Here is a 24,843-nt window from a genome sequence, read left to right on the forward strand (position 1 = left end):
GGGGGGGGGGGCGGGCGCGGGGGGGGGGGGGGGGGGCGGGCGGGGGGGGGGCCCCCCGCGGGGGCGGGGGGGGGGCGGGGGGGGGGGGCGGCCCCCCCCCGCGCCCCCCCCCCCCCCCCCGGCCCGGTCCGGGGCTGCGGGAGCCCGGACCGGGCCGATCGGTCCCTCATTCTCTGTCCGCGTCCGGCGCCGCGCGCAAACCGGGGACGGCCCCGGGAGGGTCAGGCCAGCCACCACACCGTGGTGTCGGCGGCCAGCGGGACGCGGCCGTCCGTGGCGGCGGGGAGGGCCCCGTCGGCGGCGCTGGTGAGCAGCGGCTGCCCGGGAGCGGGCAGCGTCACCGCGGCGCCGGTGGTGTTGGCGGTGACCACGACGCTCGCGCCGCCGGGGGCGGTGCGCCGGAAGGCGAGCACCCCCTCGGGGGCGTCGAGCCATTCGACGGACTCCCCCGCGCCGAGGGCGGGCTGGGCGCGGCGGGCGGCGAGGGCCGAGCGGTACAGCTCCAGGGTGGAGCCGGGCCGGCCGGTCTGTGCCTCGACGCTCAGTTCGGCCCAGTCCCCGGGCTGCGGGAGCCAGCTGCCGCCGGGCCCGAAGCCGTACGAGGGGCCGGTGCGCGTCCACGGGATCGGGACCCGGCAGCCGTCACGGAAGCCGTCCTGGCCCGCGGCCCGGAAGTACGAGGGGTCCTGGCGCACCTCGTCGGGCAGGTCGACGACGTCGGGCAGGCCGAGTTCCTCGCCCTGGTAGACGTAGGCGGAACCGGGCAGCGCGAGCATCAGGAGGGTCGCCGCGCGGGCCCGGCGCAGTCCGAGTCCGGGGTCTCCGGCGCTGCGGATCTGGGTGCCCAGGCCCGGCGGGTTGCCGAAGCGGGTGCGGTGCCGGGTCACGTCGTGGTTGGACAGCACCCAGGTGGCGGGCGCACCGACCGGGCGCATCGAGTCGAGGGTGCGGTCGATGACCTCGCGCAGCGCGGCGGCGTCCCAGTGGGTGCTCAGGTACTGGAAGTTGAACGCCTGGTGGAGTTCGTCGGGGCGTACGTAGCGGGCGGTGCGCTCGACGGTCGGGGTCCATGCCTCGGCGACGAAGATGCGCTCCCCGGAGTACTCGTCGAGGATCGTGCGCCACGAGCGGTAGATCTCGTGCACGCCGTCCTGGTCGAAGAACGGGGTGACGTCGTTGCCGAGCAGTCTGAGCTGGTCGTGCGAGCCGAGGTCGGGCAGCCCCTCGGCCTTGACGAGCCCGTGGGCGACGTCGATGCGGAAGCCGTCGGCGCCCATGTCCAGCCAGAAGCGCAGGATCGAGCGGAACTCGTCGGCGACGGCGGGGTGTTCCCAGTTGAAGTCGGGCTGCTCGGGGGCGAACAGGTGCAGATACCACTCGCCGTCCGCGACCCGCGTCCAGGCGGGTCCGCCGAAGACGGACTCCCAGTCGTTGGGGGGCAGTTCGCCGTCCTCGCCCTGTCCGGCGCGGAAGTGGTAGCGCTCGCGCAGCGGGGAGCCGGGGCCCTCGGCGAGGGCGCGTTTGAACCACTCGTGCTGGTCGGAGGAGTGGTTGGGCACGAGGTCCACGATGACCCGCAGCCCCAGCGCGTGGGCGTCCCGGATCAGGGCGTCCGCGTCGAGTAGCGAGCCGAACACGGGGTCGACGGCGCGGTAGTCGGCGACGTCGTAGCCCGCGTCGGCCTGCGGGGAGGCGTAGAAGGGGCTGAGCCACACCGCGTCCACGCCGAGGTCGCGCAGGTGGGGCAGCCGGGAGCGGACGCCCTCCAGGTCGCCCATGCCGTCCCCGTCGCTGTCGGCGAAACTGCGGGGGTAGACCTGATAGATGACGGCCTCGCGCCACCAGTCGCGGTGTGCGGCTGCGGTGGCGAGCCCGCGGTCCGGGGTGGGCTCGGTCGAGTGCTGGGTCATGGCGTCCTTGCTCTTGCTGCGTGCGGTCGGGCGGTGGTTCGGTGTCCGGCCGGGGCCGGGGGCGGTCAGCCCTTCGCGGAGCCAGCGGTGAGGCCGGTGACGAGGTGGCGCTGCACGAGGTAGAAGAAGGCGGTCACCGGGATCGCGATGAGCACGGCGGTCGCCGCCATGTAGTTCCACTGGGCGTCGTGTTCGCTCACGAAGCTCTGCAGACCCACCGCGAAGGTGTACTTCTCGTCGTCGAGCAGGAAGGTCGAGGCGAAGGCGACCTCGGACCACGCGGTGATGAAGGTGTAGAAGGCGGCGACGGCGATCCCGGGGCGGGCCAGCGGGAGGACGAGGCGGCGGAAGGTGCCGAAGAGGGAGAGGCCGTCGATCCGGCCGGCCTCGTCGATCTCGATCGGGATCGTGTCGAAGTAGCCCTTGAGCAGCCACGCGCTGTAGGGGATCGCGGTCGTGCAGTTGACGAGGACTAGCCCGAGATAGCTGTCCACGAGGCCGAGTTCGGAGAAGATCTCGTACATCGGCACGATCAGCACGGCGATCGGGAACGCCTGCGTCAGCAGCAGCACCCACATGAGCGGGCGGTAGCCGGGGAAGCGCATCCGGGAGACGGCGTAGCCGGTGGTCGCGGCGAACAGGACGCCGATCACGGTGGTGCCCAGGCCCACGATCAGGGTCGAGGACAGCCAGTGCCAGAACTTGGTGTGCTCCAGCACGAAGGAGTAGTTCGACAGGGTCATGCTGCCGAAGATCCGACCAGCACACCGAGCACGACCACCACGGGGGTGACCATCGCGTACGCGTACCAGTACTTCTGGTAGCCGCGCCTGAGCCGGGTCAGCGGGCCGGGACGGCTCTTGTCGGGGGCCGCGCTCTCGACGGCGACTGTCATGGGTTCGACACCTTCTGGGAGGTACTGCGTGCGGGCTGCGCTCGGTGGGTCCGGGGGGCGGACACCACCCGGTCCGGCGGCCCGGCCGCCCCCGGTCAGGCGGGGACGGCCGGTCGCCGGCGGGGCCCCCGCGCGCCGGCCCGCTCGGGGGCGGGCGCGCGGGGGCCGCACGGCTACTTGCCGAACTCGGGCAGCAGCTTGGCCATCGCGGTCTCGATGGAGGCCAGGCCCGCGTCCAGGGACTCCTTGCCACTGGCGATCTTCGGCAGTTCGCTGTCCATCGGCGTCCACAGCGAGGAGTACTCGGGCAGCGCCGGGCGCGGCTGGGCGGCGTCCAGGACCTTCTGGTAGCCGGCGGTGCCGGGGTCGGCCTTCACCTCGGCGGTGTAGGCGTCCTGGCGGGTGGGCAGCGTGCCGTTCTTGAGCGCGATCCGCTCCTGGGTCTTCGCCGAGGTCATGAAGCGCACGAAGGTGAGCGAGGCGTCCTGGTGGGCCTTGTCGGAGCCCGCGTACACCGAGAGGTTGTGGCCGCCGGTCGGGGCGCCCGGCTTGCCCGCGGAGCCGGCCGGGACGGTCGCGACTCCGAGGTTGTCCTTGTCGGTGAACGCGGAGCCCTTGTAGAAGTTGGTCAGCTCCCAGGGGCCCTGGACGATCGAGGCGACCTTGCCGTTGACGAAGGCGTCCTGGATGTGGGCGTAGGCGTCGGCGGTGACGTCGGCCTTGTGCAGGCCCTTGCCGTCGAAGAGGCCCTGCCACTCCTTGAGCCCCTTGACGGCGGCGGGGCTCCTGACGGTGATCTTCTTGGCCCCGGCGTCGACCGTGTCGGTGCCCTCGCCGTACAGGAAGGGCTGGGCGTAGTAGCCGGCCGTGGAGGCCCAGTAGCCGTCGGCCCCGGTCTTCTCCTTGACGAGGGCGGCGTCCTTCTTGAGGTCGGCCCAGGTGGCGGGCGGCTCGGCGATGCCGGCCTTCTTGAACAGCGCCTTGTTGTAGACGAGGGCGAGGGTGTCGGTGACCAGCGGGACGCCGTAGGTCTTGCCCTCGAACTGGGCCTGTTCGATCAGGTTCGGCTGGATCTTGTCCTTCTCGGCGAGCGCCTCGGTGCCGTCGAGCGGCAGCAGGTAGCTCTTCTTCGCGAAGGCGGGCGTCCAGCCGACCTCGGCGCGCAGCACGTCGGGGGCGCCCTTCGCTCCGGCGGCGGTGTCGAACTTGTTCTGCGCCTGGTCGAAGGGCACGTTGACGTACTTGACCTTGATGCCCTTGTGGGCCTTCTCGAACTGCCTGACCAGCGCCTTGTACGTGGGGGCCTCGTTGGTGGCGTTGGAGGTGTCCCACCAGGTGATGGTGACGGGCCCGTCCGCCTTGCCGCCGTCACCGTCCCCGCCGCCGCAGGCCGTCGCCGCGAGGGCGAGGGACGCTACCAGTGCGGTGGCCGCTATGCCACGCCGCATGAGTTCTCCTTGAGGGTGAAAAAGCCCGAGTGACCGGAGGGCGGGGCTCCGCGCCTCCGTCCCGCTCCCCGCGGGGAGGGGACTTTGCCGACTTGCCGACAGCGCCGTTGCGGCGGCCGGGCGAACGAGAACGTAACAGCCAGGTAAGCGGCGCGAAAGACCTTGCAGCAAAAAATTGCAAGACACCGCCGACGGACACCATCTCGTTATCGCCGCGTGACCTGCGAAGTACCGTTTCCGCAGGCCGCCACCCCTAGAACACCGGACCGAGGGGCTTGTGCAAGACTCTGCAAGCCCTTGCTGCCACGGCCGGGACCGGGGAACCATCGGACGGTCCGTGCGCGCCGCCCCCGACCCGCAGGGCACGGTCGCCCACCCGGACACCGACCCCGAACCCGAGGGAGCCCGATGCCACAGCAGCCCGCGGAGCGCGTACCGGCCACCCGCCGCCCGCGCGCCTCCGCCGTACGGACCGAGGGCACGGGCACCGCGCGGCTCGCCGACATCGCGGCCCAGGCCGGGGTGAGCGAGGCGACGGTCAGCCGGGTGCTCAACGGGAAGCCGGGGGTCGCCGACGCGACCCGGCAGTCCGTGCTCGCCGCGCTCGACGTCCTCGGCTACGAGCGTCCGGTGCGGCTGCGGCGCGGCAGCGCGGGTCTCGTCGGGCTGATCACCCCGGAGCTGGAGAACCCGATCTTCCCGGCGCTCGCGCAGGTCATCGGGCAGGCGCTCACCCGGCAGGGCTACACACCGGTGCTCGCGACGCAGACACCGGGCGGCTCGACCGAGGACGAGCTGACCGGGATGCTCGTGGAGCGGGGGGTGGCCGGGATCATCTTCGTGTCCGGGCTGCACGCGGACACCAGCGCCGACATGAGCCGCTACGAGCGACTGCGCGCCAGGGGCGTGCCTTTCGTCCTGGTGGACGGCTTCTCGCCCGGGGTCCGCGCCCCGTTCATCTCGCCCGACGACCGCGCCGCCATGCACCTGGCGGTGACCCATCTCGCCTCGCTCGGGCACACCGGCATCGGTCTCGCGCTCGGCCCGGTCCGCTTCGTGCCGGTGCGACGGAAGATCGAGGGCTTCGTGGACGCGATGCGGGGCCGCTTCGGCCTCGACGCCCAGGACGTCACCGGGCGTCTCGTGCAGCACTCGCTGTTCACCCTGGAGGGTGGCCGGGTCGCGGCGGACGCACTGCTGGACCGGGGGTGCACGGCTGTCGTGTGCGCGAGCGACATGATGGCGCTCGGCGCGATCCGCGCGGCCCGCGCCCGAGGTCTCGACGTGCCGGGCGAGGTCTCCGTGGTGGGCTTCGACGACTCGACCCTCATCGCCTTCACCGACCCGCCGCTGACCACCGTACGCAAACCGGTGCCGGCGATGGGCCAGGCGGCGGTGCGCGCGCTTCTGGAGGAGATCGGCGGGACCCCCGCCCCGCACAGCGAGTTCGTGTTCATGCCGGAGCTGGTGGTGCGTGGTTCGACCGCCTCGGCGCCCGTCCGGGCGGCGCCCGAGGGCATGGGCTGAGGCGTCCGCGTGCTGGCCGCGCGGGTCCCCGCCCGCCCAGCCCGGGGCGGCCGCGCGCACGCCGGTGTGCTCGCGCGGCGGCCCCCCGCCCCAGGGGGTTCAGGCCCGGGTCAAGCGCAGCGTCATGAGCTGGAAGGGCCGCAGGGACACGGTCACCCGGCCCTCGGCCGCCTCCGGTTCCGGCTCCTCGGTGAGGGTGCGCTCCAGCAGGTCGGTGACGGCCACGGCGGCCACCTCGAACCCCGCCGTGAGCGTCACCGCCGTCCGGCCGCCCCGCGCCTCGTGGAAGCGGACGACGACGTCACCGCTCCCGTCGTCGGCTAGTTTGACGGCGGTGACCACGACCGACTCCTGGTCGACCGTCACGAGCGGGGCGATCTCCTCGGCGGCGCCGTGCGCGGTGCGCTCGGGCAGGTTGATCCGCCAGCCCTCGCGGACCGCGTCGTCGATCGAGGCGGCGGGCACCAGGGCGTGCCGGAAGCGGTGCACCCCCTGATCGGTCTCCGGGTCGGGAAAGCGCGGGGCGCGCAGCAGGGAGGCCCGTACGGTCGTGGTGGTCCCCCGGTCACTCTCACGCACCGTGCGCGTCACGTCGTGCCCGTACGTCGAGTCGTTGACGAGGGCCACGCCCCAGCCCGGCTCCTCCAGGTGCACGAAGCGGTGGTTGCACGCCTCGAACTTGGCCCACTCCCAGCTCGTGTTGGTGTGCGTGGGCCGGTGGACGTGCCCGAACTGGGTCTCCGAGGCGTACCGCTCGGCGTGCACGTCGAGCGGGAAGGCGAGCTTGAGGATCTTCTCCGTCTCGTGCCAGTCGACCTCGGTGTCGATGTCCAGGCGCCGGGCCCCGGGCAGCAGCCGCAGCACCTGGGTGGAGCGCGAGTCGCCGAAGGAGCGGACGACGCGCACGCCGTCCCCGGCCGTGGTGACCTCCTCGGCCTCGGTGAGGTCGGTGACGGTGTTGCGGTAGAAGGCGTCGACGTCCCAGGCGTCCCACTTGTTGGGGAAGTCGGTGTGCAGCTGGAGCAGGTTGCCGCGGCTGCCCGGGGCGAGGGTCTCACGCCTCTTCTCCAGATCCCGCACGGAGACGAGGAGGCCCTGCGCGTCGATCTCGGCGCGCAGCAGGCCGTTGTCGAGGAGGAAGCCGCCGCCCGTACGGGGTGCCGGCGTCACGCCGCCGGTCGTCGGGGCGGCGCCCGCCCCGCCCGCCGCGATGCCGGAGCGGGTGTGCGGGGCGCCGTTGAAGACGAGCGGCCGGCCGCCCTTGCCCGCGAGGGCGCTCTGGGCGGCGTCGACGACGGCGTTCAGTTCCCGTGCCACCCGCGCGTGGGTCCGCTCGGCCTCGCGGTGCACCCAGGCGATGGAGGAACCGGGCAGGATGTCGTGGAACTGGTGCAGCAGCACCGTCTTCCACAGCCGGTCCAGGTCCTCGTAGGGGTAGCGGAATCCGGTGCGCACGGCCGCGGTGGCCGCCCACAGCTCGGCCTCGCGCAGCAGGTGTTCGCTGCGCCGGTTGCCCTGTTTGGTCCTGGCCTGACTGGTGAGGGTCCCACGGTGCAGTTCGAGGTACAGCTCGCCGACCCAGACGGGGGGCTCGGGGTACTCGGCCCGCGCCTTGGCGAAGAAGTCGGCCGGGCTCTCCCAGGCGACGGTCGCCGTGCCCTCCATGTCCCGCATCCGGGCCGCCTTGGCGACCATCTCGCGGGTCGTGCCGCCGCCGCCGTCGCCGAAGCCGGTGGGTGCGAGGGAGTGGCGGGCGCGCCCCTTCTCCTTGAAGTTGCGGGCGGCGTGCGCGATCTGGTGGCCGTTCATCTCGCAGTTGTAGGTGTCGACGGGCGGGAAGTGGGTGAAGATCCGCGTGCCGTCGATGCCCTCCCAGCGGAAGGTGTGGTGCGGGAAGCTGTTGGTCCTGCTCCACGAGATCTTCTGCGTCAGCAGGTACTTCGAACCGGCCGCCCTGATGATCTGGGGCAGGCCGGCGGCGAACCCGAAGGTGTCGGGCAGCCACGCCTCCTCGTTCTCGATGCCGAACTCGTCGAGGAAGAAGCGTTTTCCGTGCACGAACTGGCGGGCCATGGCCTCGGAGCCGGGCATGTTCGTGTCCGACTCGACCCACATGCCGCCGGCCGGTACGAACCGGCCCCCGGCGACCGCCCTCTTGACCCGCTCCCACACCTCGGGCCGGTGCTCCTTGACCCAGGCCCACTGCTGGGCCTGGGACATCGCGAAGACGAACTCGGGGCTCTCCTCGATCAGTGCGGCCATGTTGGCGCTGGTGCGGGCGACCTTGCGGACCGTCTCGCGCAGCGGCCACAGCCAGGCCGAGTCGATGTGCGCGTGACCGACCGCGCTGACCCGGTGCGCGGAGGGCTGGGCGGGGGTCGCGAGGACGCCGGCCAGTTCGGCGCGAGCGGCGGCGGCCGTCGCGTTCACGTGCTGGAGGTCGACGGCGTCCAGGGCCCGCTCCACGGCCCGCAGGACCTCCCAGCGGCGCGCCGAGTCGACGGGCAGCTCCTTCATCAGCTCGCCGAGGACCTCCAGGTCCATGACGAGATCCCACACGGTCTGGTCGAAAACGGCCAGATCCATACGGCCGAGCCGGTACTGCGGCTCGGTGCCGGCGGTCTCCTTGTCGCCGAGGGGGGTGGGCGCGAAGGGCCAGCCGCCCTGGATGACGGGGTTGGAGGCCGCCTCGACGCGGTAGTCGACGGTCTCCCCGCCGCGCACCGGGGCGCCGACGCGCACGTACCGGTTGCGGGGGTGGATGCCCTTGACCGGGCTGCCGTCGGGGGTGTGCACGAGCCCTTCGCACTGGAAGCCGGGGCCGGACTGGTTGAAGCCGATGTCGAGCACGGCCTCGACGGTGCGGCCGGCCCACTTTCGCGGGACGGTGCCGGTCACGGTGAACCAGCTGGTGCCCCAGGGAACGCCCCAGGGTTCACCGACCGCGAGGGGCCGGGGCTCGGCGGCCAGTCCCTCGGCGACGGGCACCGGCTCTCCGGGCGCCTCCCAGATCGCCACCCGGAGCGGAACGGTCTCGGGGTGGACGGCGGGACGGATGCGTTCTTCGAGGACGCGTTGGAGGCGTGCTTCGACCAGGGTGCGGTCGTCATGCATGGGGAGTGCTCCGTAGGCAGGGCGGCGGGACGCGGCGGTTCACGGTCGGGAACACCCCTGCCCACGCGCCCCGTACGTCACGCCTCAGGCCGCGCGCCACGGGGAACCGGGTGACCGCGCGGCGGCCCCGGCCAGGCGGGACGGCCGGTTCCCGGCGTGCGGGGCACGCGGGGAACCGGCCGTTGTCCTTGTCTTGGCGCGCCGGTGGCCGGGGCGGTCAGTCCACGCTGGGCAGGATGTGGGGTTCGGCGAGGTCGTCCTCGTACCCGGCGAGACGGATCGGCGCGGAGCGCGACCAGACCTCCAGGCTGCCGATCTGCTGCTGCCGACGCCGGCCGCGTTCGCCGTACTCTCGTGTCCGCTGTTCTCGCTGGGTCGTTTCAGGTGTCACCGCGCACTCCTTATGTGTCGGATAACCCCCCGGGGTACCGGCCCGGCGCCCGAGTCACCGGGGCGCGCCGACCGCCCGGTGGGGCACTGCTGCTGAGGCGGAACGGGCGCGGTGGCGCCGGTGGCTCGTGCGGAGGACAGCCGAGGTACGGCCGACTTCCGGGGACGGACGGGGGTGGGGGTGGCACCCGCGTCTGCTGTCCGTGCCCTCAGAGTAGCCACATGAGCGCGGTCCCGCTCGATGGCGCGGGAATCCGTCAACACGACGGGGACGGAGCGGCATCTTCCGGCCAACAGGACACCCGGTGCCGCCGTGCGGTCACCGGGTGTCGGAGGGGGTGGAGGTGTCAGCGCCGCGCGAGCGGAGGGGGGTTCACCACTTGCCGGGTTCGTAGTCCTTGAGGAAGACGCCGTAGACGTCCTCCCCCGACTCCCCGCGCACGATGGGGTCGTAGACCCGGGCGGCGCCGTCCACGAGGTCGAGCGGGGCGTGGAAGCCGGCCTCGGCGAGCCGCATCTTGTCGGGGTGCGGGCGCTCGTCGGTGATCCATCCGGTGTCCACGGCCGTCATCAGGATCCGGTCCGTCTCGAACATCTCCTGCGCGCTGGTGCGGGTGAGCATGTTGAGTGCGGCCTTGGCCATGTTGGTGTGGGGGTGTCCCGCGCCCTTGTAGCCGCGCGCGAAGACCCCTTCCATGGCGGAGACGTTGACGACGTAGGCGCGGCCGGCGGGGGTGGCGGCCATCGCCGGACGCAACCGGCTGATGAGGACGAAGGGCGCGGTGGAGTTGCACAGCTGGACCTCCAGCAGCTCCACCGGGTCCACCGCGTCGACGGTCTGCACCCAGCTGTTGGTGTCGTGCAGGTCCGGTACGAGTCCGCCCGCGTCGATCGCGGTGCCGGCCGCGATCCGTGCCGGGGAGGCGGAGCCGGTGACGAGGGCGAGTTCGGTCACGTCCTGGGCGCTGAGCACCTGGCTCTCGGAGCGCGCGGCGGGCAGGGCGGCGACGGCCCCCGAGCCGAAGGTCCCGATGACCTGGGAGGCGGGCAGTTCACCGGCGGGCAGCGGCGCGGACTCCGCGGTGAGCAGTTCGCGGTACGCCTGCGGGGAGCGGCGCACGGTCTGCGCGGCGTTGTTGATCAGGATGTCGAGCGGTCCCTCGGCGGCGACCGCGTCGGCGAGGGCGACGACCTGGGCGGGGTCGCGCAGGTCGATGCCGACGATCTTGAGGCGGTGCAGCCACTCGGCGCTGTCCGGCATCGCCGTGAAGCGGCGGATCGCGTCGTTCGGGAAGCGGGTGGTGATCGTGGTGTGGGCGCCGTCCCGCAGCAGCCGCAGCGCGATGTACATCCCGATCTTGGCGCGGCCGCCGGTGAGCAGGGCACGCTTCCCGCTCAGGTCGGTGCGGGCGTCGCGGCGCGAGCGGTTCTTCTCGGCGCACTCCGGGCACAGCTGGTGGTAGAAGGCGTCGACCTCGACGTAGCGGGTCTTGCAGGTGTAGCAGGAGCGCGGGCGCTTGAGGATGCCCGCGATACGGCCGGCGGCCGAGGAGGAGGGCAGGACGCCCTGCGTCTCGTCGTCGATGCGCTCGGCGGAACCGGTCGCCGTGGCCTCGGTCACGGCCCGGTCGTGCGCGGTCTTGGCCGCCCTGCGCTCCTGCCTGCGGCGCTGCTTCACGGTCCGGTAGAGGCCGGAGGTGGCGCGCCGGACGAGTATCGCGTCGGGGTGGTCGACGTCGAGCCCGTCCAGCTCCTTGATCACGTCGAGGCAGACCGCGAGCCGCTCGGGGTCGATCCCCGCCACCTGGGCGTCCTCGCGGGGCTCCGGGGAGCGCGGCTGTCCGGGGATGGCCGCTGCGGGCTGCCCGGGAGCGCTGGGCTCGGTCGTCGTGGAGGTGCTGCTTGCCGGCGTCATCGCGTTGTCCTCTGGGTCCTGAAAGCTGCGCGCACCTGGGGCGCGGCCCCGCCGCCGCGCTCCGGGGCGGCGCCCGGCTCAGAAGGATGAGGGTCGAGGCAAGGTCAGAGGGTACTGGGGCGGGAGCCCCGGCGACAAACCGCCCCGGCCCGGGGCCGGGCGTCCACCGGTGGGGCGGTCGCCCGGCCCCGGGCCGGGGCGGGGGCGCCGGGCCTCAGTGGGCGTGCACTCCCTTTCCGAGGGCGATGACGCCGTGCGGGGAGACCGTGTACAGCCGTCCGTCCCGGTCGGGGTTGACGCCGATGGTGGCCCCGGGGGCGACCTCGACGTTCTTGTCGAGCACGGCGCCGCGCACGACGGCCCCGCGTCCCACCCGTACGCCGGAGTGCAGGACCGAGCCCTGGACGACGGCGCCCGGTTCGATCACGACGCCGGGCGACAGGACGGAGCGGGTCACCTGGCCCCGGATCACGCAGCCGGGGCTGACGATCGACTCGCTCGCGATGCCGCCGGCGCAGAACTTGGCGGGCGGCAGTCCGTCGGCGTAGGTGTAGACGGGCCATCTGCGGTTGTCGAGGTTGAAGGCGGGGGTGTCGGTGACGAGGTCCATGTGGGCCTCGTAGTAGGAGTCGAGGGTGCCCACGTCACGCCAGTAGCCGTGCTCGCGCGCGCTCTCCCCCGGCACCCGGTTCTCGTCGAAGTCGTAGAGCTGGGCCTGTCCGAGCGAGGTCAGCATCGGGAGGATGGAGCCCCCCATGTCGTGCACCGAGCTCTCGTCCTCGGCGTCCCGGTGCAGGGCGTCGACGAGCACCTTCGTGGTGAACAGGTAGTTGCCCATCGAGGCGAAGACGTGGTCGGGGTCCTTGGGCAGGCCCGGCGGGTCGGCCGGCTTCTCCAGGAAGCCCTCGATGTGCCGGCCGTCGCCGCTCGGGCTGATGACGCCGAAGGAGGTGGACTCGGTTCGCGGCACTCTGATCCCGGCGACGGTCACCCCGGCGCCGCCCTCGATGTGCCGCTCCAGCATCTGCCGCGGGTCCATGCGGTAGACGTGGTCGGCGCCGAACACGGCTATGTAGTCCGGCTGTTCGTCGTGCACCAGATTGAGGGACTGGAGGATGGCGTCGGCACTGCCCAGGTACCAGCGCGGTCCGAGCCGCTGCTGCGCCGGGACCGGCGTCACGTAGTTGCCGAGCAGGCTGGACATGCGCCAGGTGGTGGAGACGTGCCGGTCCAGGGAGTGCGACTTGTACTGCGTGAGCACGCAGATGCGCAGGATGTCGGCGTTGACGAGGTTGGACAGGACGAAGTCGACCAGCCGGTAGGTGCCGCCGAAGGTCACCGCCGGTTTGGCCCGGTCCGCGGTGAGCGGCATGAGCCGTTTCCCCTCGCCGCCCGCCAGCACGATGCCCAGTACCGAAGGTCCGCCCCGCATAACCGTCCCCTGTCGCCGACCCGTTCCGCGTTCGCCTGCATGTGGTGCTGTCCCGCTGTGGTGCCTGTGCCTACCCGTGGTGGTACGTGTGCGTGCCGCGCCTGTGGTTGCTCCCGGCCCCCCGCGGTGGTGCGGGCCTGGTGCTCGTGTCGCCGAGGGCGCCCCGGGTAGGTCTCAACTACCCCCGAGCACCGAGGTGTAGACCTCTACGGTGCGGCGGGCCACCTGGGCCCAGCCGAACTCGCGTACCGCGCGCCCGCGTCCGGCCGCCCCCAGGAGGGCGGCCGTGGGCGCGTGCCCGACGAGCTGGTTGAGGGCTCGGGCGAGCCCGCGTTCGAAGCCTTCACCGTCCTTGGCGTCGTAGGGCACCAGCAAGCCGGTCTCGCCGTCGGCGACGACCTCGGGGATGCCTCCGACGGCCGAGGCCACGACGGCGGTGCCGCAGGCCATCGCCTCCAGGTTGACGATGCCGAGCGGCTCGTACACCGAAGGGCACACGAAGGCCCGCGCGTGGGTGAGGAGCTGGACGACCTCCGGGCGCGGCAGCATCTGCGGGAACCAGAACACCGCGTCGCGCGTGGCCCGCAGTTCCTCGACGAGGCCGAGGAACTCCTGCTCGATCTCCGGGGTGTCGGGGGCGCCGGCGCACAGGACGAGCTGGGCGTCCGGATCGAGTTCCCGGGCGGCGCGCAGGAGGTGCGGCACGCCCTTCTGCCGGGTGATCCGTCCGACGAACAGGACGTAGGGGCGGTCCGGGTCGATGCCGTACCGCTCCAGCACGTCGGTGGCGGGATCGGCGCGGTACAGCTCGGGGTCGATGCCGTTGTGCACGACGTGGACCCGGTCGGGGTCGACCGAGGGGTAGCACTCCAGGATGTCGGCGCGCATGCCCCGGGAGACGGCGACGACCGCGTCGGCCGCCTCGATCGCGGTGCGCTCGGCCCAGCTGGAGAGGGCGTAGCCGCCGCCGAGCTGCTCGGCCTTCCAGGGGCGCAGGGGCTCCAGGGAGTGGGCGGTCACGACGTGCGGGACGCCGTACTGGAGTTTCGCGAGGTGGCCCGCGAGGTTCGTGTACCAAGTGTGGGAGTGGACGAGGTCCCGGCCGGCGAGGGCCGCCGCCATGGAGAGGTCCACCGAGAGCGCCCGCAGCGCGTCGCCCGTCCCGGCGGGCAGCGCCCCGGCGTGGCGTACGACGCCGGGCTCGGCGCCCTCGCCCCAGGTGTGCACGACGAGATCGGTCAGGGCCCGCAGCTCGCGGGCCAGGAACTCGACGTGCACCCCCGCTCCGCCGTACACGTCCGGCGGGTACTCCCGGGTGAGCAGTCCCACTCGCATGCGTCTCCCCTGTTCCCGGACGGCACTCCACCGTCGCGGCGTCCCATGCTCACCCACAAAGGGCGGTCGGGGAAGACCGCGGAGCGCCCCGTCGGCGGCCGTGTTCTGCGGATGCCCCGAATCGGCGTGGGCACCCGTCCGGGGAGATCACTCCCGCGCCCGGGAGCACGCGCCCGCCGCACGGCGCGACCGGGCGCCCGTACCCGGGATGTACGCCGGGGTTTCCGTACTCCATCGGCAGTAGGAGGCACTCGGTGCTCAGGAACGACGACGAGATGCCGTCCGGCAGGGAAGGGTGGACGGTATGAGAGCCCACCGTTCACCGCTGTGCCGCCGCCGGAGCCCGTCATGAGCGATCTCACGCTGTCCGTGGTGTTCGCCCTGGTGTCGGCCGTCGCCTACGCGGGCGGTGCCATCGTCCAGGAACGCGTGTCCCTGACCTCGCCGGACACCGCCTACGCCCCCCTGCGCCGCCCGGCGTGGTGGGGCGCGGTGGCGCTGAACGGGCTGGGGGCCGCGCTGCACGTCGGGGCGCTCGCCTACGGTCCGCTGAGTCTCGTCCAGCCCCTGGGGGCGCTCACGATCGTCTTCGCGCTGCCGATGGCGGCCCTGCTGGTCGGCAAGAAGGCGGGGCCCGGCGCCTGGCGCGGGGCGCTCATGGCCTCGGTGGGTCTCGCCGGCCTGCTCGCTCTCACCGGCTCCGGTGGTGACCGGACACCGGGTCAGTCCGAGATGGCGGTCGTGGGCGTCGTGACGGCGGGCGTCGTCCTGGCGCTGATGGTGGCGGCCCGTACGGTCCACCACCGGCCCGCCGCGCGGGGCGGGCTGGTCGCGGCGGCGGCCGGGGTCGCCTTCGGGATGGCCTCGGTGTTCACGAAGACGGTCGCCGACCGGTTCAGCGGCGACGAACCGCTCGCGCAGTTGCCGAGCCTGCTCGCCATCGCGGTGTTCGCGGCCTCCGGGATGCTGCTGTCCCAGGCTTCCTACCGGGGCGCGGGGCTCGCCGCTCCGCTGTCGACGGCGACCGTGGTGAACCCGGTCGCGGCGGCCGCCGTGGGGCTGACGCTGTTCGGGGAGCACTTCCGGTTCGGGCTGCCGGGCACGCTCCTCGCGCTGGGCTGCGGCGTTCTCGCGGCGGCCGGGCTGATCCTGCTGACGACGCGCCGCGCGGAGGCGGACGACGCCGGGGAGACGCCGCCCCAGGTCTCCCGGCCCGCTCCGCCGCGCGGCCCGCTGTCCGACCCCTCGGAGGGGTCCTCAGGACCGGCCGCCCCGCCGGGAGAGCGTTCCGGCGGCCCGGCGGCCGGGCCCGGGGACGCACCGCTCGGCGGGGGCCCTGCCCCCCGGGTGCTGTGCGTGCCGCCGGGGAGCGACCGGCCGTGACGGGCGGCCGCCCCCGGGGCGAGGCGGGACGGGTCAGACGTGGACGCCGCCGGCCCTCAGGTAGGCCAGCGGGTCGACGTCGGAGCCGAAACCCGGGCCGGTGCGGACCTCGAAGTGCAGGTGGGGCCCGGTGACGTTGCCGGTGGCCCCGGAGCGGGCGATGCGCTGGCCCGCGGCGACGCTCTGCCCGGCCTTCACGTTGAGCGCCGAGAGGTGCGCGTACTGGCTGTACTTGCCGTCGTGGTGGCGGATGACGATCTGGTAGCCGTAGCTGCCGCCCCAGCCGGCCGAGACGACCTCCCCCGCGCCGATCGCCTTGACGGAGGTGCCGGTGGCCACCGGGAAGTCGACCCCGGTGTGGTAGCCCTTCGACCAGGAGGAGCCCGAGGCGCGGTACTGCGTTCCGGTGCCGGCGGCGACGGGGGCGGTCAGGGTCGTGGTGCGGGTGGCGCGGTCGGCCTTCTTGGGCTGCCGCGTCTGCTCCGGGGCCTTCTTCGCCTCGGCCTTACGGGCCCCCGCTGCGGGCTCGGCCTTCTTCGGGGCGGCTTTCGGTGCCGCTTTTCGCGGCGCGGCGTGCGGAGCCGTCTTCTGCGGCGTGTGCCGCGGGCCGGTCTTACCGGGAGAACCGGCGAGGGACAGGTGCTGGCCGGGCAGGATCAGGTCGGGGTCGGCGCCGACCGTGGCCCGGTTGATCGCGTAGAGCTGCTCCCAGCCGCCCGCGATCCGCTGCTCCTCGGCTATCCCGGAGAGGCTGTCGCCGTGCAGGACGGTGTACATACGGGCGGTGCCCGCCCGGGACTGCGGGGTGGCCGCGGGGTTGGCGTGCGTGCCGCGGGCCGGCTCGGTCTTCTGCGCGGTGCGCTTCACCCGGGTGTCGGGGACCTCTTTCGACCGGGCGGTCTGCGCGTGCTTCTGCTGTACGGGCTTCGCCTTCTCGGCGCCGTCCGGGTGGACCCCGGGGCCGGGGCCGCCGCGGGCCAGTCCCGCGCGCGGGCCGCACTGGGGCCAGGCTCCCGGCCCCTGGCCCTCCAGGACCTTCTCGGCGACGGCCATCTGCTGGGTGCGGCTCGCGTGGTCGGCGCGATCGGCGAAGGCCCCGCCGCCGTACGCCTTCCAGGTGCTCTGCGTGAACTGGAGGCCGCCGTAGAAGCCGTTCCCGGTGTTGATGTCCCAGTCGTTGCCCGACTCGCAGGCGGCGACCTTGCGCCAGGTGTCCTCGGTGGCGGCGTGCGCGGAGCCCGCGGCGACGAGCGGGAGGGCGAGCCCGGCGCCGGAGGCGGTGACGGTGAGGGACGCGCGCTGGAGCGGGTGCGGCTGGTAGCGCCGGTGACGGCCTAACGGCATGGAGACTCCCTCGGAGGTGGTCCCGTACGTGGGTCAGCAGCGCAAAGTTAGGCCGCCCGCACGGTGTGCGACAAGCGGTATGGCTGAAGACGCAGCTCATGAGGGGGATCGAAAGCGCCCGTGGCGGGTATACGGGGCCCGTCAGGCACACCCGGTCCCCGCGGCGCCTTCGGTCCCGCGCGGGCGGGCGCGGCGCTTCCTCACGGCGGACCGTCCCGGAAACACGGAACACCGACGTCGCGGAAGGGACCGGCCACGGCGACGTCATCACGACTGTCTGGCTCTACCGGCGCCTGATGCCCTTCCCGGGCGGCCGGACGGCAGGACTGCCCCACGAAGGACCGCGACGGGGGCGGGGCGAAGAGGCGGCCCCTCAGCTCTGCTCCGGGGCGGCACCCGGGCCCCTGACGTCGGGGCGCTCCGAGACATCCGATGTCCCGTCAGGTCCTGGCGGACCGCGGCACGCGCGGCTCCTCCACGGCGACGCTCCAGGTCATGGCCCCTGGGGTACGTCCCGGCAGGGAGGGGCGACAAGTCCTTCCCCGCCGCACCGCTGACGGGCCCGGCCGACAGCCGTCCGGCGGCATCAGGAACCTGCGACACCAACGCGGCCCCACTGCCCGCGATCAGTGGGGGGCCGTAGGCTCGGCTCTCGTATCGGCACGCAGATCCGTCGATCTTCCGGACACAACACGACCGAAGGCAGGGTCACCATGAGCAGCACAGCCCAGATCGGTGTCACCGGACTTGCGGTGATGGGCCGCAACCTCGCCAGGAACTTCGCGCGCAACGGCTACTCCGTCGCCCTGCACAACCGCACCGCCTCGAAGACCCGCGCCCTCGTGGACGAGTTCGGCGACGAGGGGGACTTCCTCGCCACCGAGTCCGCCGAGGAGTTCGTGGCGGCCCTGGAGCGACCCCGCCGCCTCGTCGTGATGGTGAAGGCCGGCGAGCCCACGGACGCGGTGATCGAGGAGTTCGCCCCTCTCCTCGAGTCCGGCGACATGATCATCGACGGCGGCAACGCGCACTTCGCCGACACCCGCCGCCGCGAGAGGGAACTGCGCGAGCGCGGCATCCACTTCGTCGGCGCCGGAGTCTCGGGAGGCGAGGAGGGCGCCCTCAACGGGCCCAGCATCATGCCGGGCGGCAGCAAGGAATCGTACGCGTCACTGGGACCGATGCTGGAGAAGATCTCCGCGAAGGCCACGAACGGCGACCCCTGTGTGACACACATCGGCCCGGACGGATCGGGCCATTTTGTAAAAATGGTACACAACGGCATTGAGTACGCCGACATGCAGCTCATCGGTGAGGCCTATCAGCTGCTGCGCGACGTGGCCGGCTACTCGGCCGGCCAGATCGCGGACATCTTCCGCACCTGGAACACCGGTCGCCTCGACTCCTACCTCATCGAGATCACCGCGGAGGTCCTCTCCCACGTCGACGCCGCGACCGGCAAGCCGTTCGTGGACGTCGTGCTCGACCAGGCCGAGCAGAAGGGCACCGGCCGCTGGACCGTCCAGATCGCCCTCGACCTCGGCGTTCCCGTCTCCGGCATCGCCGAGGCCGTCTTCGCCCGCTCCGTCTCCGGCCACTCCGCCCTGCGCGAGGCGTCCCGGCACCTGGCCGGGCCCAGCGCCCGGCCGCTCGGCAAGGACGAGGCGGCGGCCTTCGCCGATCAGGTCGAACAGGCCCTCTACGCCTCCAAGATCGTCTCCTACACCCAGGGCTTCCACCAGATCGCCGCCGGCAGCGAGCAGTACGACTGGAACATCGACCTCGGCAAGGTCGCCTCCATCTGGCGCGGCGGATGCATCATCCGCGCCGCCTTCCTCGACCGCATCACCAGCGCCTACGAAGCCCAGCCCCAACTCCCCAGCCTGCTCGCCGACAAGGGCTTCGCCGACGAGATCGCCGCCGCCCAGGACGACTGGCGCGGCGTCATCTCCACCGCCGTCACCCAGGGCGTCCCCACGCCCGCCTTCGCCGCCACCCTCGCCTACTACGACTCCCTGCGCGCCGAACGCCTCCCCGCCGCCCTCACCCAGGGCCAGCGCGACTACTTCGGCGCCCACACCTACCACCGCACCGACCGCGAGGGCACCTTCCACACCCTCTGGGGCGGGGACAAGTCCGAGGTCGAGAGCTGACACCGACGGGCGTCCCGCTCCCGCGTCGCGTCCCGCCTTCTGGGGGCCAGGACACAGCGAGCCGTCCTGGACCTCCAGAAGGCCAGCTTCGCGATCCGGCCGCCCATGACGACGGACAGAGGTGTCCCGTGGGTGCGCATCCTCCACGGTGTCCCCTGCGGCCGGTCCGGGCACCTGTGGTGCGGCCCCTTACCGCCGTGCCGGAGGAGTCGCCGCCCCGCCGGGCCAGGACCCGCGCCGGGGGTGCGTTGCGCCCTTGCTCCGGGCACGCGTGGCAGTCGGCGCTCACCCCCGCCAGGACGTCGGCCCCCTCCCGGCGCGGCCCCTCCCCCGCCGGCCGCCCGACCCGGGGGATCGGCCACGAGTCGGTGAACTGGCGGATCACCACCCTGCTCCAGCGATTCGGCCGAGCCGTTCGGCCGTCGTGCCGTTCGCGGCGCATTGACCGGCAGCCCCGACGCGCAGGCCCTGTACGGGCCCCGTCCGCGGCGCCGCGCTTGCAGCGGCGCCCTGCCTTCCCTGAACGATCCCGCCGCCGGCGGTTACGACGACGAGGTCACGCCCCGAGAACCGCCTGAAGCGCCCGCACCATGTGCCCGCGGCGGTCCCGCTCGCCGACCCGCAGCGCAGTAACCTCCTCGTCGGCGAACAGCGCCGCGGAGACGGCCTGACCCCAAAGGATGCGGTACGCGGTGTCAGCGGCTTGCGGGGTGGTTCCGAAGCGCTCCACCAGCAGGGCGCTGAACTCCCGCGCCGCCCGCCTCGTGCTCGCGGCGCCCCGTGCGCGCAGGCGCGCGTCGTCGTAGCCGCTGAGCATGAACGCCTGGAAGACCAGCCGGTTCTCGGTGAAGACCTCGGAGAACGCCTCGATCAGCCGGAGCAGCAGGGTTTCGCGGTTGTCGGTGTCCCAGACCGGCGCGGTGCGGCAGAGCCAGGCGTCCTCGATCCGGGCCAGGAAGTGGTCCTGGGCTGCGACGAGCAGGTTCCGGCGGTCGGTGAAGCGGTGGTAGATGGACCCGTTCGACACGCCGGAGACCTCGCTGACGGCGGCGATCGTCAGGGCCTTGGGTCCCCGGCCGCCCAGGATCTCCAGGGCCGCGTCCAGCACCTTCGCCGCCGAGTCCTGGCTCCGTGCCTGCTGCGGCCTGCGCATGCCCTCTTGCCGCTCCGCCATCAGGCCCTCTCCTCGTCGTACCTCGTGGAAGTCCGCAAACCAGAGGGGTTACTCTAATACGCGTGTAATTAGAGCAGTCACTCTAATTGGAGGTTGTCGTGGACGACGCGGCCCCGCAGGGCTTCCCCACTCGGGCCAGGCCCCCGGAAGGGGGCTGCTCTCCGGGTCTCCCCCCGCGAAAGCGGGGGGAGACCCGGAGGCGACGTGAGCGGGACAGGTGACTTCCTGCCTCCAGGCGCTTGCGGCCGGTGTGCTGGTCGGGGCGGTGTACGCGCTGCTGCGGGTACGGTCCCCGGCCCCGCCGCTGTACGGCCTCATCGGGCTCGCGGGCATGCTCCTGGGCCACACGCTGACGGGTGTACTGCCATGACAGCGGCAGCCGTACGCCGCCTCACCGCCTCGGGGCTCGTCGGACTGCTGGCCGGAGCCCTCTACCGGCTGCTCGACGTCCCCTCACCGGCCCCGCCCTGGGCGGCCCTGGCCGGGCTCCTCGGCATCCTCGCCGGCGAACACGCCACCCGCGCGCTTCTCAACCGATTCCGCCCCCGCCCCGCCCCTCAGCGGGAACAGACACCCCAGCCCCCGGAGGGCCACATCCACCCCGCCAGGAGACACCGTTGATCCAGTACACCCCCTCCCGCGCCGATCGGGCCCGGTTCCCTGGCAGCTACGCGCGCGAAGAGCGCTACCTCGGCTACCGCCCCGACGAGGAGGCCAAGCCGTACGCCAAGTACTTCCGCACCGATACCCGGCCCCCGCAGGACCACGTCCGCGACGCCGTCGTCGCGGGCATGGCCCCCACCGAGTACGCCTACGGCATCCAGGACGCGGCCCGCGTCATGTCCCGGCCCGGCCATCACAAGATGGAGACCGGCTGGACCCGCGTCCCGGGCGGCGTCATGATCTCCGTCCTGACCGACATGCCCGGCGTCACCGGTGAGATGTGGGACTGGTGGTTCGGCTGGCACTCCAACGAGACCGCCCGCTACAAGCTCTGGTACCCCGACGCCCACCAGTTCTCCGCCCTGGGCGAGGACCGCAGCGCCGACCGCGCCCTGACCGACCGCCAGCGCTACGTCGACAACGTCTCCTATGTCGACGAATACGTCGGAGGCTCCCTCCAGCGCCTCGCGATCCGCTTCACCGACCCCACCCGCCTCGGCTTCGACGAACCCGCGCCGGGGCACGCCGTCATCTGCGCACGGGTCGGCCTCAGCCAGTACCCCGTCGCCCAGGGCTGGCTCGTCCACCAAGTCCGCCCCACCACCGACGGCGCCGAGATGCGCAGCCGCTTCTTCCTCGACGACACGCAGGTCCTCGACCTGCCCGGCCACTCGGTCCCCGGTCGCGGAGCAGCGCTGCTCACCAAGAGGGCCGCCAGGAAGCTGGGCAACTCCGCGCTGCCCCACCTGGGCGGGAGGGCGCTGGGGCCGACGTTCGGACAGGACCTGATGTACCACTGCGGCGCCGAGATGAACCACCTCGCCTCGTTCCTTCCGCAGCTCCACGAGGAGTTCCGCGGTACCCCCTGAACCACCCGGCCGCCCCCGGCCGCAGTGGGACGGAAACGACCGCTGCTGCCCGGCCGCCGGGCGCACCACCCCGACCAGCCCTCGCCCCTCACAGGAGACATGCCGTGACCCTGACACACGTGACCTTCGACTCCGACGGCGTACGCCTGGCAGGTGACCTCTTCCTGCCCAACGACCCCACCGGTCCGGCCCCGGGTGTGGTCATGGCACCCGGCTTCGGCGGCGTCAAGGAGATGCTCATGCGCCCCTACGCCGCCGCACTGAACGAAGCGGGCATCGCCGTCCTCGTCTTCGACTACGCGGGCTTCGGCCACAGCGACGGAGAGCCCCGCCAGCACCTGGACCTCGATGCCCAGCAGCGCGCCTACCGCCACGCCCTGGACTACCTGGCCGCGCGCCCCGGCATAGACGCCGACCGCCTGGGCGTCTTCGGCACGAGCCTCTCCGGCGGCCACGCCCTGGCCCTGGCCGCCTCCGACTCCCGGGTACGCTCCACCGTCGTCCTCATCCCCTTCACCGGCCTGGACACCTCCCTCCTCGGCCCCGACCTCCTCGCCGTGTTCGAGGACGCCGCCCGCCGCCAGGCCGCCGGCGAGGACCCCCAGATGATCGCCAGCACCGGCAAACCCGGCGACATCGCCGCGATGACCACCGACGGCGCCTGGGAGTGGACGGAACGCATGACCGCCGACGCCCCCTCCTACCGCAACGAGGTCACCCTCGCCTCGCTGTGGAACCTCGCCCACTACGACCCGGCCGGCGACCTGAAGGCCCTCGCCACGCCCGTCCACGCGATCCTCGCGACGGACGATGCCATCACCCCCGCGCCGGCCGCACGTCGCGCGCTCAGTGCCGTGGCACAGCTGGAGGTGGTCGAGATCCCCCAGTCCCACTTCGAGCTCTTCACCGACCACCTCCAGGAGACCGTCGACCTCACCACCCGCTGGTTCGCCCACGACCTCGCATCCGCACGTCCGCCGCGGGTCACATCGGCTGCGGCTCGGGGTCGGGGCCCGGCTCGGGCGGCACCGGCGAGGGGGCCGGGCCGGGCAGCGGGGGCTGCGGCTCGGGGTCGGGGTGCGCGGGCCCGGGGCCCGGTACCGGCCTCGGCGTGGGCGGCACCGGATCGGGCCGGCCGGGTACGGGGCCGGGCGAGGGCGGTACCGGCTCGGGCACCGGGGTGGGGGCGGGGGTCGGTGTCGGCGTGGGCGCCGGGGGCACGGGGTCCGGCGGCGGGCTGGTCCAGGCGGGTGGGGCGCCCTCGTTCGTGCGGGTCATGCGGTTCTCCTTCCGGCCAGGAAACGGTTCGGCTTCCGGAGTTCTCCCCCGCCTACCCGGAGGGCTCGCGCCCACGCACCCTTCCTGAGCCGTACGGACCAGCGCGGCCGCCGGGCCCCCGGCGGCCGCTCAGGAGGCGGGCGCGGTCTCTGCGGGGGCGAACTGTGTGCGGTACAGCTCCGCGTACCGTCCGCCGCCCGCCAGCAGCGTCTCGTGCGTGCCGCGTTCGGCGATCCGGCCCTCCTCGACCACCAGGATGAGGTCGGCGGAGCGGATCGTGGACAGGCGGTGGGCGATGACGAGGGCGGTGCGCCCGGCGAGCGCCTCGGTGAGCGCCTCCTGGACGGCGGCCTCCGAGGTGTTGTCGAGGTGCGCGGTGGCCTCGTCGAGGATCACGACGCGCTGACGCGCCAGCAGCAGCCGGGCGAGCGTCATCCGCTGGCGCTCCCCGCCCGAGAGCCGGTAGCCGCGTTCGCCGACCACGGTGTCGAGCCCGTCCGGCAGCTCCGCCACGAGACGGTCCAGGCGCGCGCGGTGCAGCGCCTCCCACAGCTCCTCCTCGCTCGCCCCGGGGTCGGCGATCAGGAGGTTGTCGCGCACCGACTCGTGGAAGAGGTGGCCGTCCTGGGTCACCATGCCGACGGTGGCACGCAGCGCGGAGCCGCTCAGTTCGCGCACGTCGACACCGCCGAGGCGGACGGCCCCCGCGTCGACGTCGTGGAGGCGCGGGACGAGGCTCGCGACGGTGGACTTGCCCGCTCCGGAGGAGCCGACCAGGGCGACGGTCTGCCCTCCTTCCGCGCGGAAGGAGAGGCCGTGCAGGACCTCCTCACCGCTCCGCGAGTCGAGGCCCGCGACCTCTTCGAGGGAGGCGAGGGAGACCTTGTCGGCCGACGGGTAGGCGAAGCGCACCGCGTCGAACTCGACGGAGACCGGCCCCGGCGGCACCTCGCGGGGAGCCTCCGGTTCGGCGACGAGGGGTTCGAGGTCCAGGACCTCGAAGACCCGCTCGAAGCTGACGAGCGCGCCCATGACCTCGACCCGCGCCCCGGCGAGCGCGGTGAGCGGGGCGTAGAGCCGGGTCAGCAGCAGCGCGAGGGACACGACGGCCCCGGCCTCCAGGGTGCCGCCCAGCGCGAGGCGCCCGCCGATTCCGTAGACCAGGGCCAGGGCGAGTGCGGAGACGAGCGTGAGGGCGGTCATGAACACCGACTGGGCCATCGCGGTGCGCACACCGATGTCCCGGACGCGGCGGGCCCGTTCGGCGAAGGCGGCGGACTCCCGGACGGGATCGCCGAAGAGTTTGACGAGCGTCGCGCCGGGGGCGGAGAAGCGTTCGGTCATCCGGGTGCCCATCGCGGCGTTGTGCTCGGCCGCCTCCCGCTGGAGACGGGCCATCCGGCGGCCGGTGCGACGCGCGGGAACCACGAAGAGGGGGAGCAGGACGAGCGCCAGCAGGGTCACGCGCCAGGACAGGGCGAGCATCACGCCGAGGGTCAGTACGAGCGTGACGAGGTTGGCGGCGACCCCGGAGAGGGTGTCGCTGAAGGCGCGCTGCGCCCCGATCACGTCGTTGTTGAGACGGCTGACGAGGGCTCCGGTGCGGGTGCGGGTGAAGAAGGCGACCGGCATGCGCTGGACGTGGTCGAAGACGGTGGTGCGCAGATCGAGGATGAGCCCCTCGCCGAGGCTCGCGGAGAGGCGGCGGCCGGTCAGGGCGAGGGCGGCCTCGGCGAGCGCGATGAGGGCGATCAGCAGCGCGAGCCGGGTCACGCGGCCGGGGTCGGCGCCGGAGACGATCGCGGTCACCACCCGGCCGGCCAGCAGGGGTGTCGCGACGGCGAGCAGGGCGGTGGCCACGCTCAGGACGAGGTAGGCGAGGATGCGCCGGCGGTGCGGCCGGGCGAAGCGGGCGATCCTGCGCAGGGTCGCGCGGGCGAGTGGGCGGTGGGTGTTCTCGGCGTTCATGACCGAACGCAGTTGGCTCCAGGCCGTCATCTCCATGCTCATGAC

Annotated in this window: 17 protein-coding genes and 2 pseudogenes; 7 read left to right on the top strand and 12 right to left on the bottom strand. The window is 73.0% G+C overall.

The annotated features are described in order from the left end of the window. Window positions 1–221: 221 nt before the first annotated feature. The 4 genes and pseudogenes from ACFYMP_RS28130 to ACFYMP_RS28145 all read right to left on the bottom strand — a co-directional run bounded on the left by ACFYMP_RS28130 (window position 222) and on the right by ACFYMP_RS28145 (window position 4,253). Window positions 222–1,910, bottom strand: a complete 1,689-nt coding sequence (locus ACFYMP_RS28130; RefSeq protein ID WP_388862810.1) for a glycoside hydrolase family 13 protein — start codon at window positions 1,908–1,910, stop codon at window positions 222–224. 65 nt (window positions 1,911–1,975) lie between these two features. Continuing rightward, window positions 1,976–2,671: pseudogene (locus tag ACFYMP_RS28135) on the bottom strand (sugar ABC transporter permease); the annotation flags it as partial. After that, window positions 2,650–2,805, bottom strand: coding sequence for a hypothetical protein (locus tag ACFYMP_RS28140; RefSeq protein ID WP_388862939.1), 156 nt, complete (start codon window positions 2,803–2,805; stop codon window positions 2,650–2,652). The pseudogene ACFYMP_RS28135 and the gene ACFYMP_RS28140, both read right to left, overlap by 22 nt. 173 nt (window positions 2,806–2,978) lie before the next feature. Further along, on the bottom strand, window positions 2,979–4,253 hold the full coding sequence (locus ACFYMP_RS28145; RefSeq protein ID WP_388862812.1) for an extracellular solute-binding protein: 1,275 nt from the start codon (window positions 4,251–4,253) through the stop codon (window positions 2,979–2,981). A gap of 408 nt (window positions 4,254–4,661) precedes the next feature. Between ACFYMP_RS28145 and ACFYMP_RS28150 the strand changes: the two genes are divergently transcribed. Continuing rightward, complete coding sequence (locus ACFYMP_RS28150) at window positions 4,662–5,780, top strand: LacI family DNA-binding transcriptional regulator (RefSeq protein WP_388862814.1); 1,119 nt, start codon at window positions 4,662–4,664, stop codon at window positions 5,778–5,780. 99 nt (window positions 5,781–5,879) lie between these two features. On the opposite strand, the gene ACFYMP_RS28155 is transcribed toward ACFYMP_RS28150, so the two are convergent. The 5 genes from ACFYMP_RS28155 to glgA all read right to left on the bottom strand — a co-directional run bounded on the left by ACFYMP_RS28155 (window position 5,880) and on the right by glgA (window position 13,966). After that, a complete protein-coding gene (locus ACFYMP_RS28155; RefSeq protein ID WP_388862816.1) occupies window positions 5,880–8,894 on the bottom strand; it encodes an alpha-mannosidase in 3,015 nt (1,004 codons plus the stop codon). Between the two features lie 217 nt (window positions 8,895–9,111). Further along, a complete protein-coding gene (locus ACFYMP_RS28160; RefSeq protein WP_388862818.1) occupies window positions 9,112–9,285 on the bottom strand; it encodes a hypothetical protein in 174 nt (57 codons plus the stop codon). 372 nt (window positions 9,286–9,657) lie between these two features. Next, window positions 9,658–11,199, bottom strand: a complete 1,542-nt coding sequence (locus tag ACFYMP_RS28165; protein WP_388862820.1) for an SDR family NAD(P)-dependent oxidoreductase — start codon at window positions 11,197–11,199, stop codon at window positions 9,658–9,660. Between the two features lie 214 nt (window positions 11,200–11,413). Continuing rightward, window positions 11,414–12,631, bottom strand: coding sequence for a glucose-1-phosphate adenylyltransferase (glgC, locus tag ACFYMP_RS28170; RefSeq protein WP_388862822.1), 1,218 nt, complete (start codon window positions 12,629–12,631; stop codon window positions 11,414–11,416). Window positions 12,632–12,805: 174 nt separating this feature from the next. After that, entirely contained in the window at window positions 12,806–13,966 is a 1,161-nt protein-coding gene (gene glgA, locus ACFYMP_RS28175) for a glycogen synthase (protein ID WP_388862824.1), read from the bottom strand. Window positions 13,967–14,314: 348 nt separating this feature from the next. Here glgA and ACFYMP_RS28180 point away from each other — a divergent pair, with 348 nt between their 5' ends. Continuing rightward, on the top strand, window positions 14,315–15,349 hold the full coding sequence (locus ACFYMP_RS28180) for a DMT family transporter (RefSeq protein ID WP_388862826.1): 1,035 nt from the start codon (window positions 14,315–14,317) through the stop codon (window positions 15,347–15,349). A gap of 33 nt (window positions 15,350–15,382) precedes the next feature. Here the strand turns inward: ACFYMP_RS28180 and ACFYMP_RS28185 are convergent, their stop codons facing one another. Beyond that, window positions 15,383–16,693: a transglycosylase family protein gene (locus ACFYMP_RS28185; RefSeq protein ID WP_388862828.1), complete on the bottom strand. Its 1,311-nt coding sequence runs from the start codon at window positions 16,691–16,693 to the stop codon at window positions 15,383–15,385. Window positions 16,694–17,406: 713 nt separating this feature from the next. Between ACFYMP_RS28185 and gndA the strand changes: the two genes are divergently transcribed. After that, window positions 17,407–18,846, top strand: a complete 1,440-nt coding sequence (gene gndA / locus ACFYMP_RS28190; protein WP_388862830.1) for an NADP-dependent phosphogluconate dehydrogenase — start codon at window positions 17,407–17,409, stop codon at window positions 18,844–18,846. A gap of 556 nt (window positions 18,847–19,402) precedes the next feature. Here gndA and ACFYMP_RS28195 read toward each other — a convergent pair. Beyond that, entirely contained in the window at window positions 19,403–20,020 is a 618-nt protein-coding gene (locus ACFYMP_RS28195) for a TetR/AcrR family transcriptional regulator (RefSeq protein ID WP_388862832.1), read from the bottom strand. A gap of 217 nt (window positions 20,021–20,237) precedes the next feature. Here ACFYMP_RS28195 and ACFYMP_RS28200 point away from each other — a divergent pair, with 217 nt between their 5' ends. The 4 genes and pseudogenes from ACFYMP_RS28200 to ACFYMP_RS28215 form a co-directional block, all read left to right on the top strand. After that, window positions 20,238–20,390 (top strand): DUF1427 family protein, encoded by a 153-nt coding sequence (locus ACFYMP_RS28200; protein WP_388862834.1) that lies wholly within the window; start codon window positions 20,238–20,240, stop codon window positions 20,388–20,390. Beyond that, entirely contained in the window at window positions 20,387–20,641 is a 255-nt protein-coding gene (locus ACFYMP_RS28205; protein ID WP_388862836.1) for a XapX domain-containing protein, read from the top strand. The genes ACFYMP_RS28200 and ACFYMP_RS28205 overlap by 4 nt, the downstream gene beginning before the upstream one ends. After that, window positions 20,638–21,552: a DAPG hydrolase family protein gene (locus tag ACFYMP_RS28210; RefSeq protein WP_388862838.1), complete on the top strand. Its 915-nt coding sequence runs from the start codon at window positions 20,638–20,640 to the stop codon at window positions 21,550–21,552. Before ACFYMP_RS28205 ends, ACFYMP_RS28210 begins: the two co-directional genes overlap by 4 nt. 104 nt (window positions 21,553–21,656) lie before the next feature. After that, window positions 21,657–22,472: pseudogene (locus tag ACFYMP_RS28215) on the top strand (alpha/beta hydrolase); the annotation flags it as partial. 487 nt (window positions 22,473–22,959) lie between these two features. Here ACFYMP_RS28215 and ACFYMP_RS28220 read toward each other — a convergent pair. After that, window positions 22,960–24,834 (bottom strand): ABC transporter ATP-binding protein, encoded by a 1,875-nt coding sequence (locus tag ACFYMP_RS28220; RefSeq protein ID WP_388862933.1) that lies wholly within the window; start codon window positions 24,832–24,834, stop codon window positions 22,960–22,962. Window positions 24,835–24,843: the final 9 nt, after the last annotated feature.

Source organism: Streptomyces sp. NPDC007088 (assembly GCF_042869355.1).
In the GTDB taxonomy this organism is placed as follows: domain Bacteria; phylum Actinomycetota; class Actinomycetes; order Streptomycetales; family Streptomycetaceae; genus Streptomyces.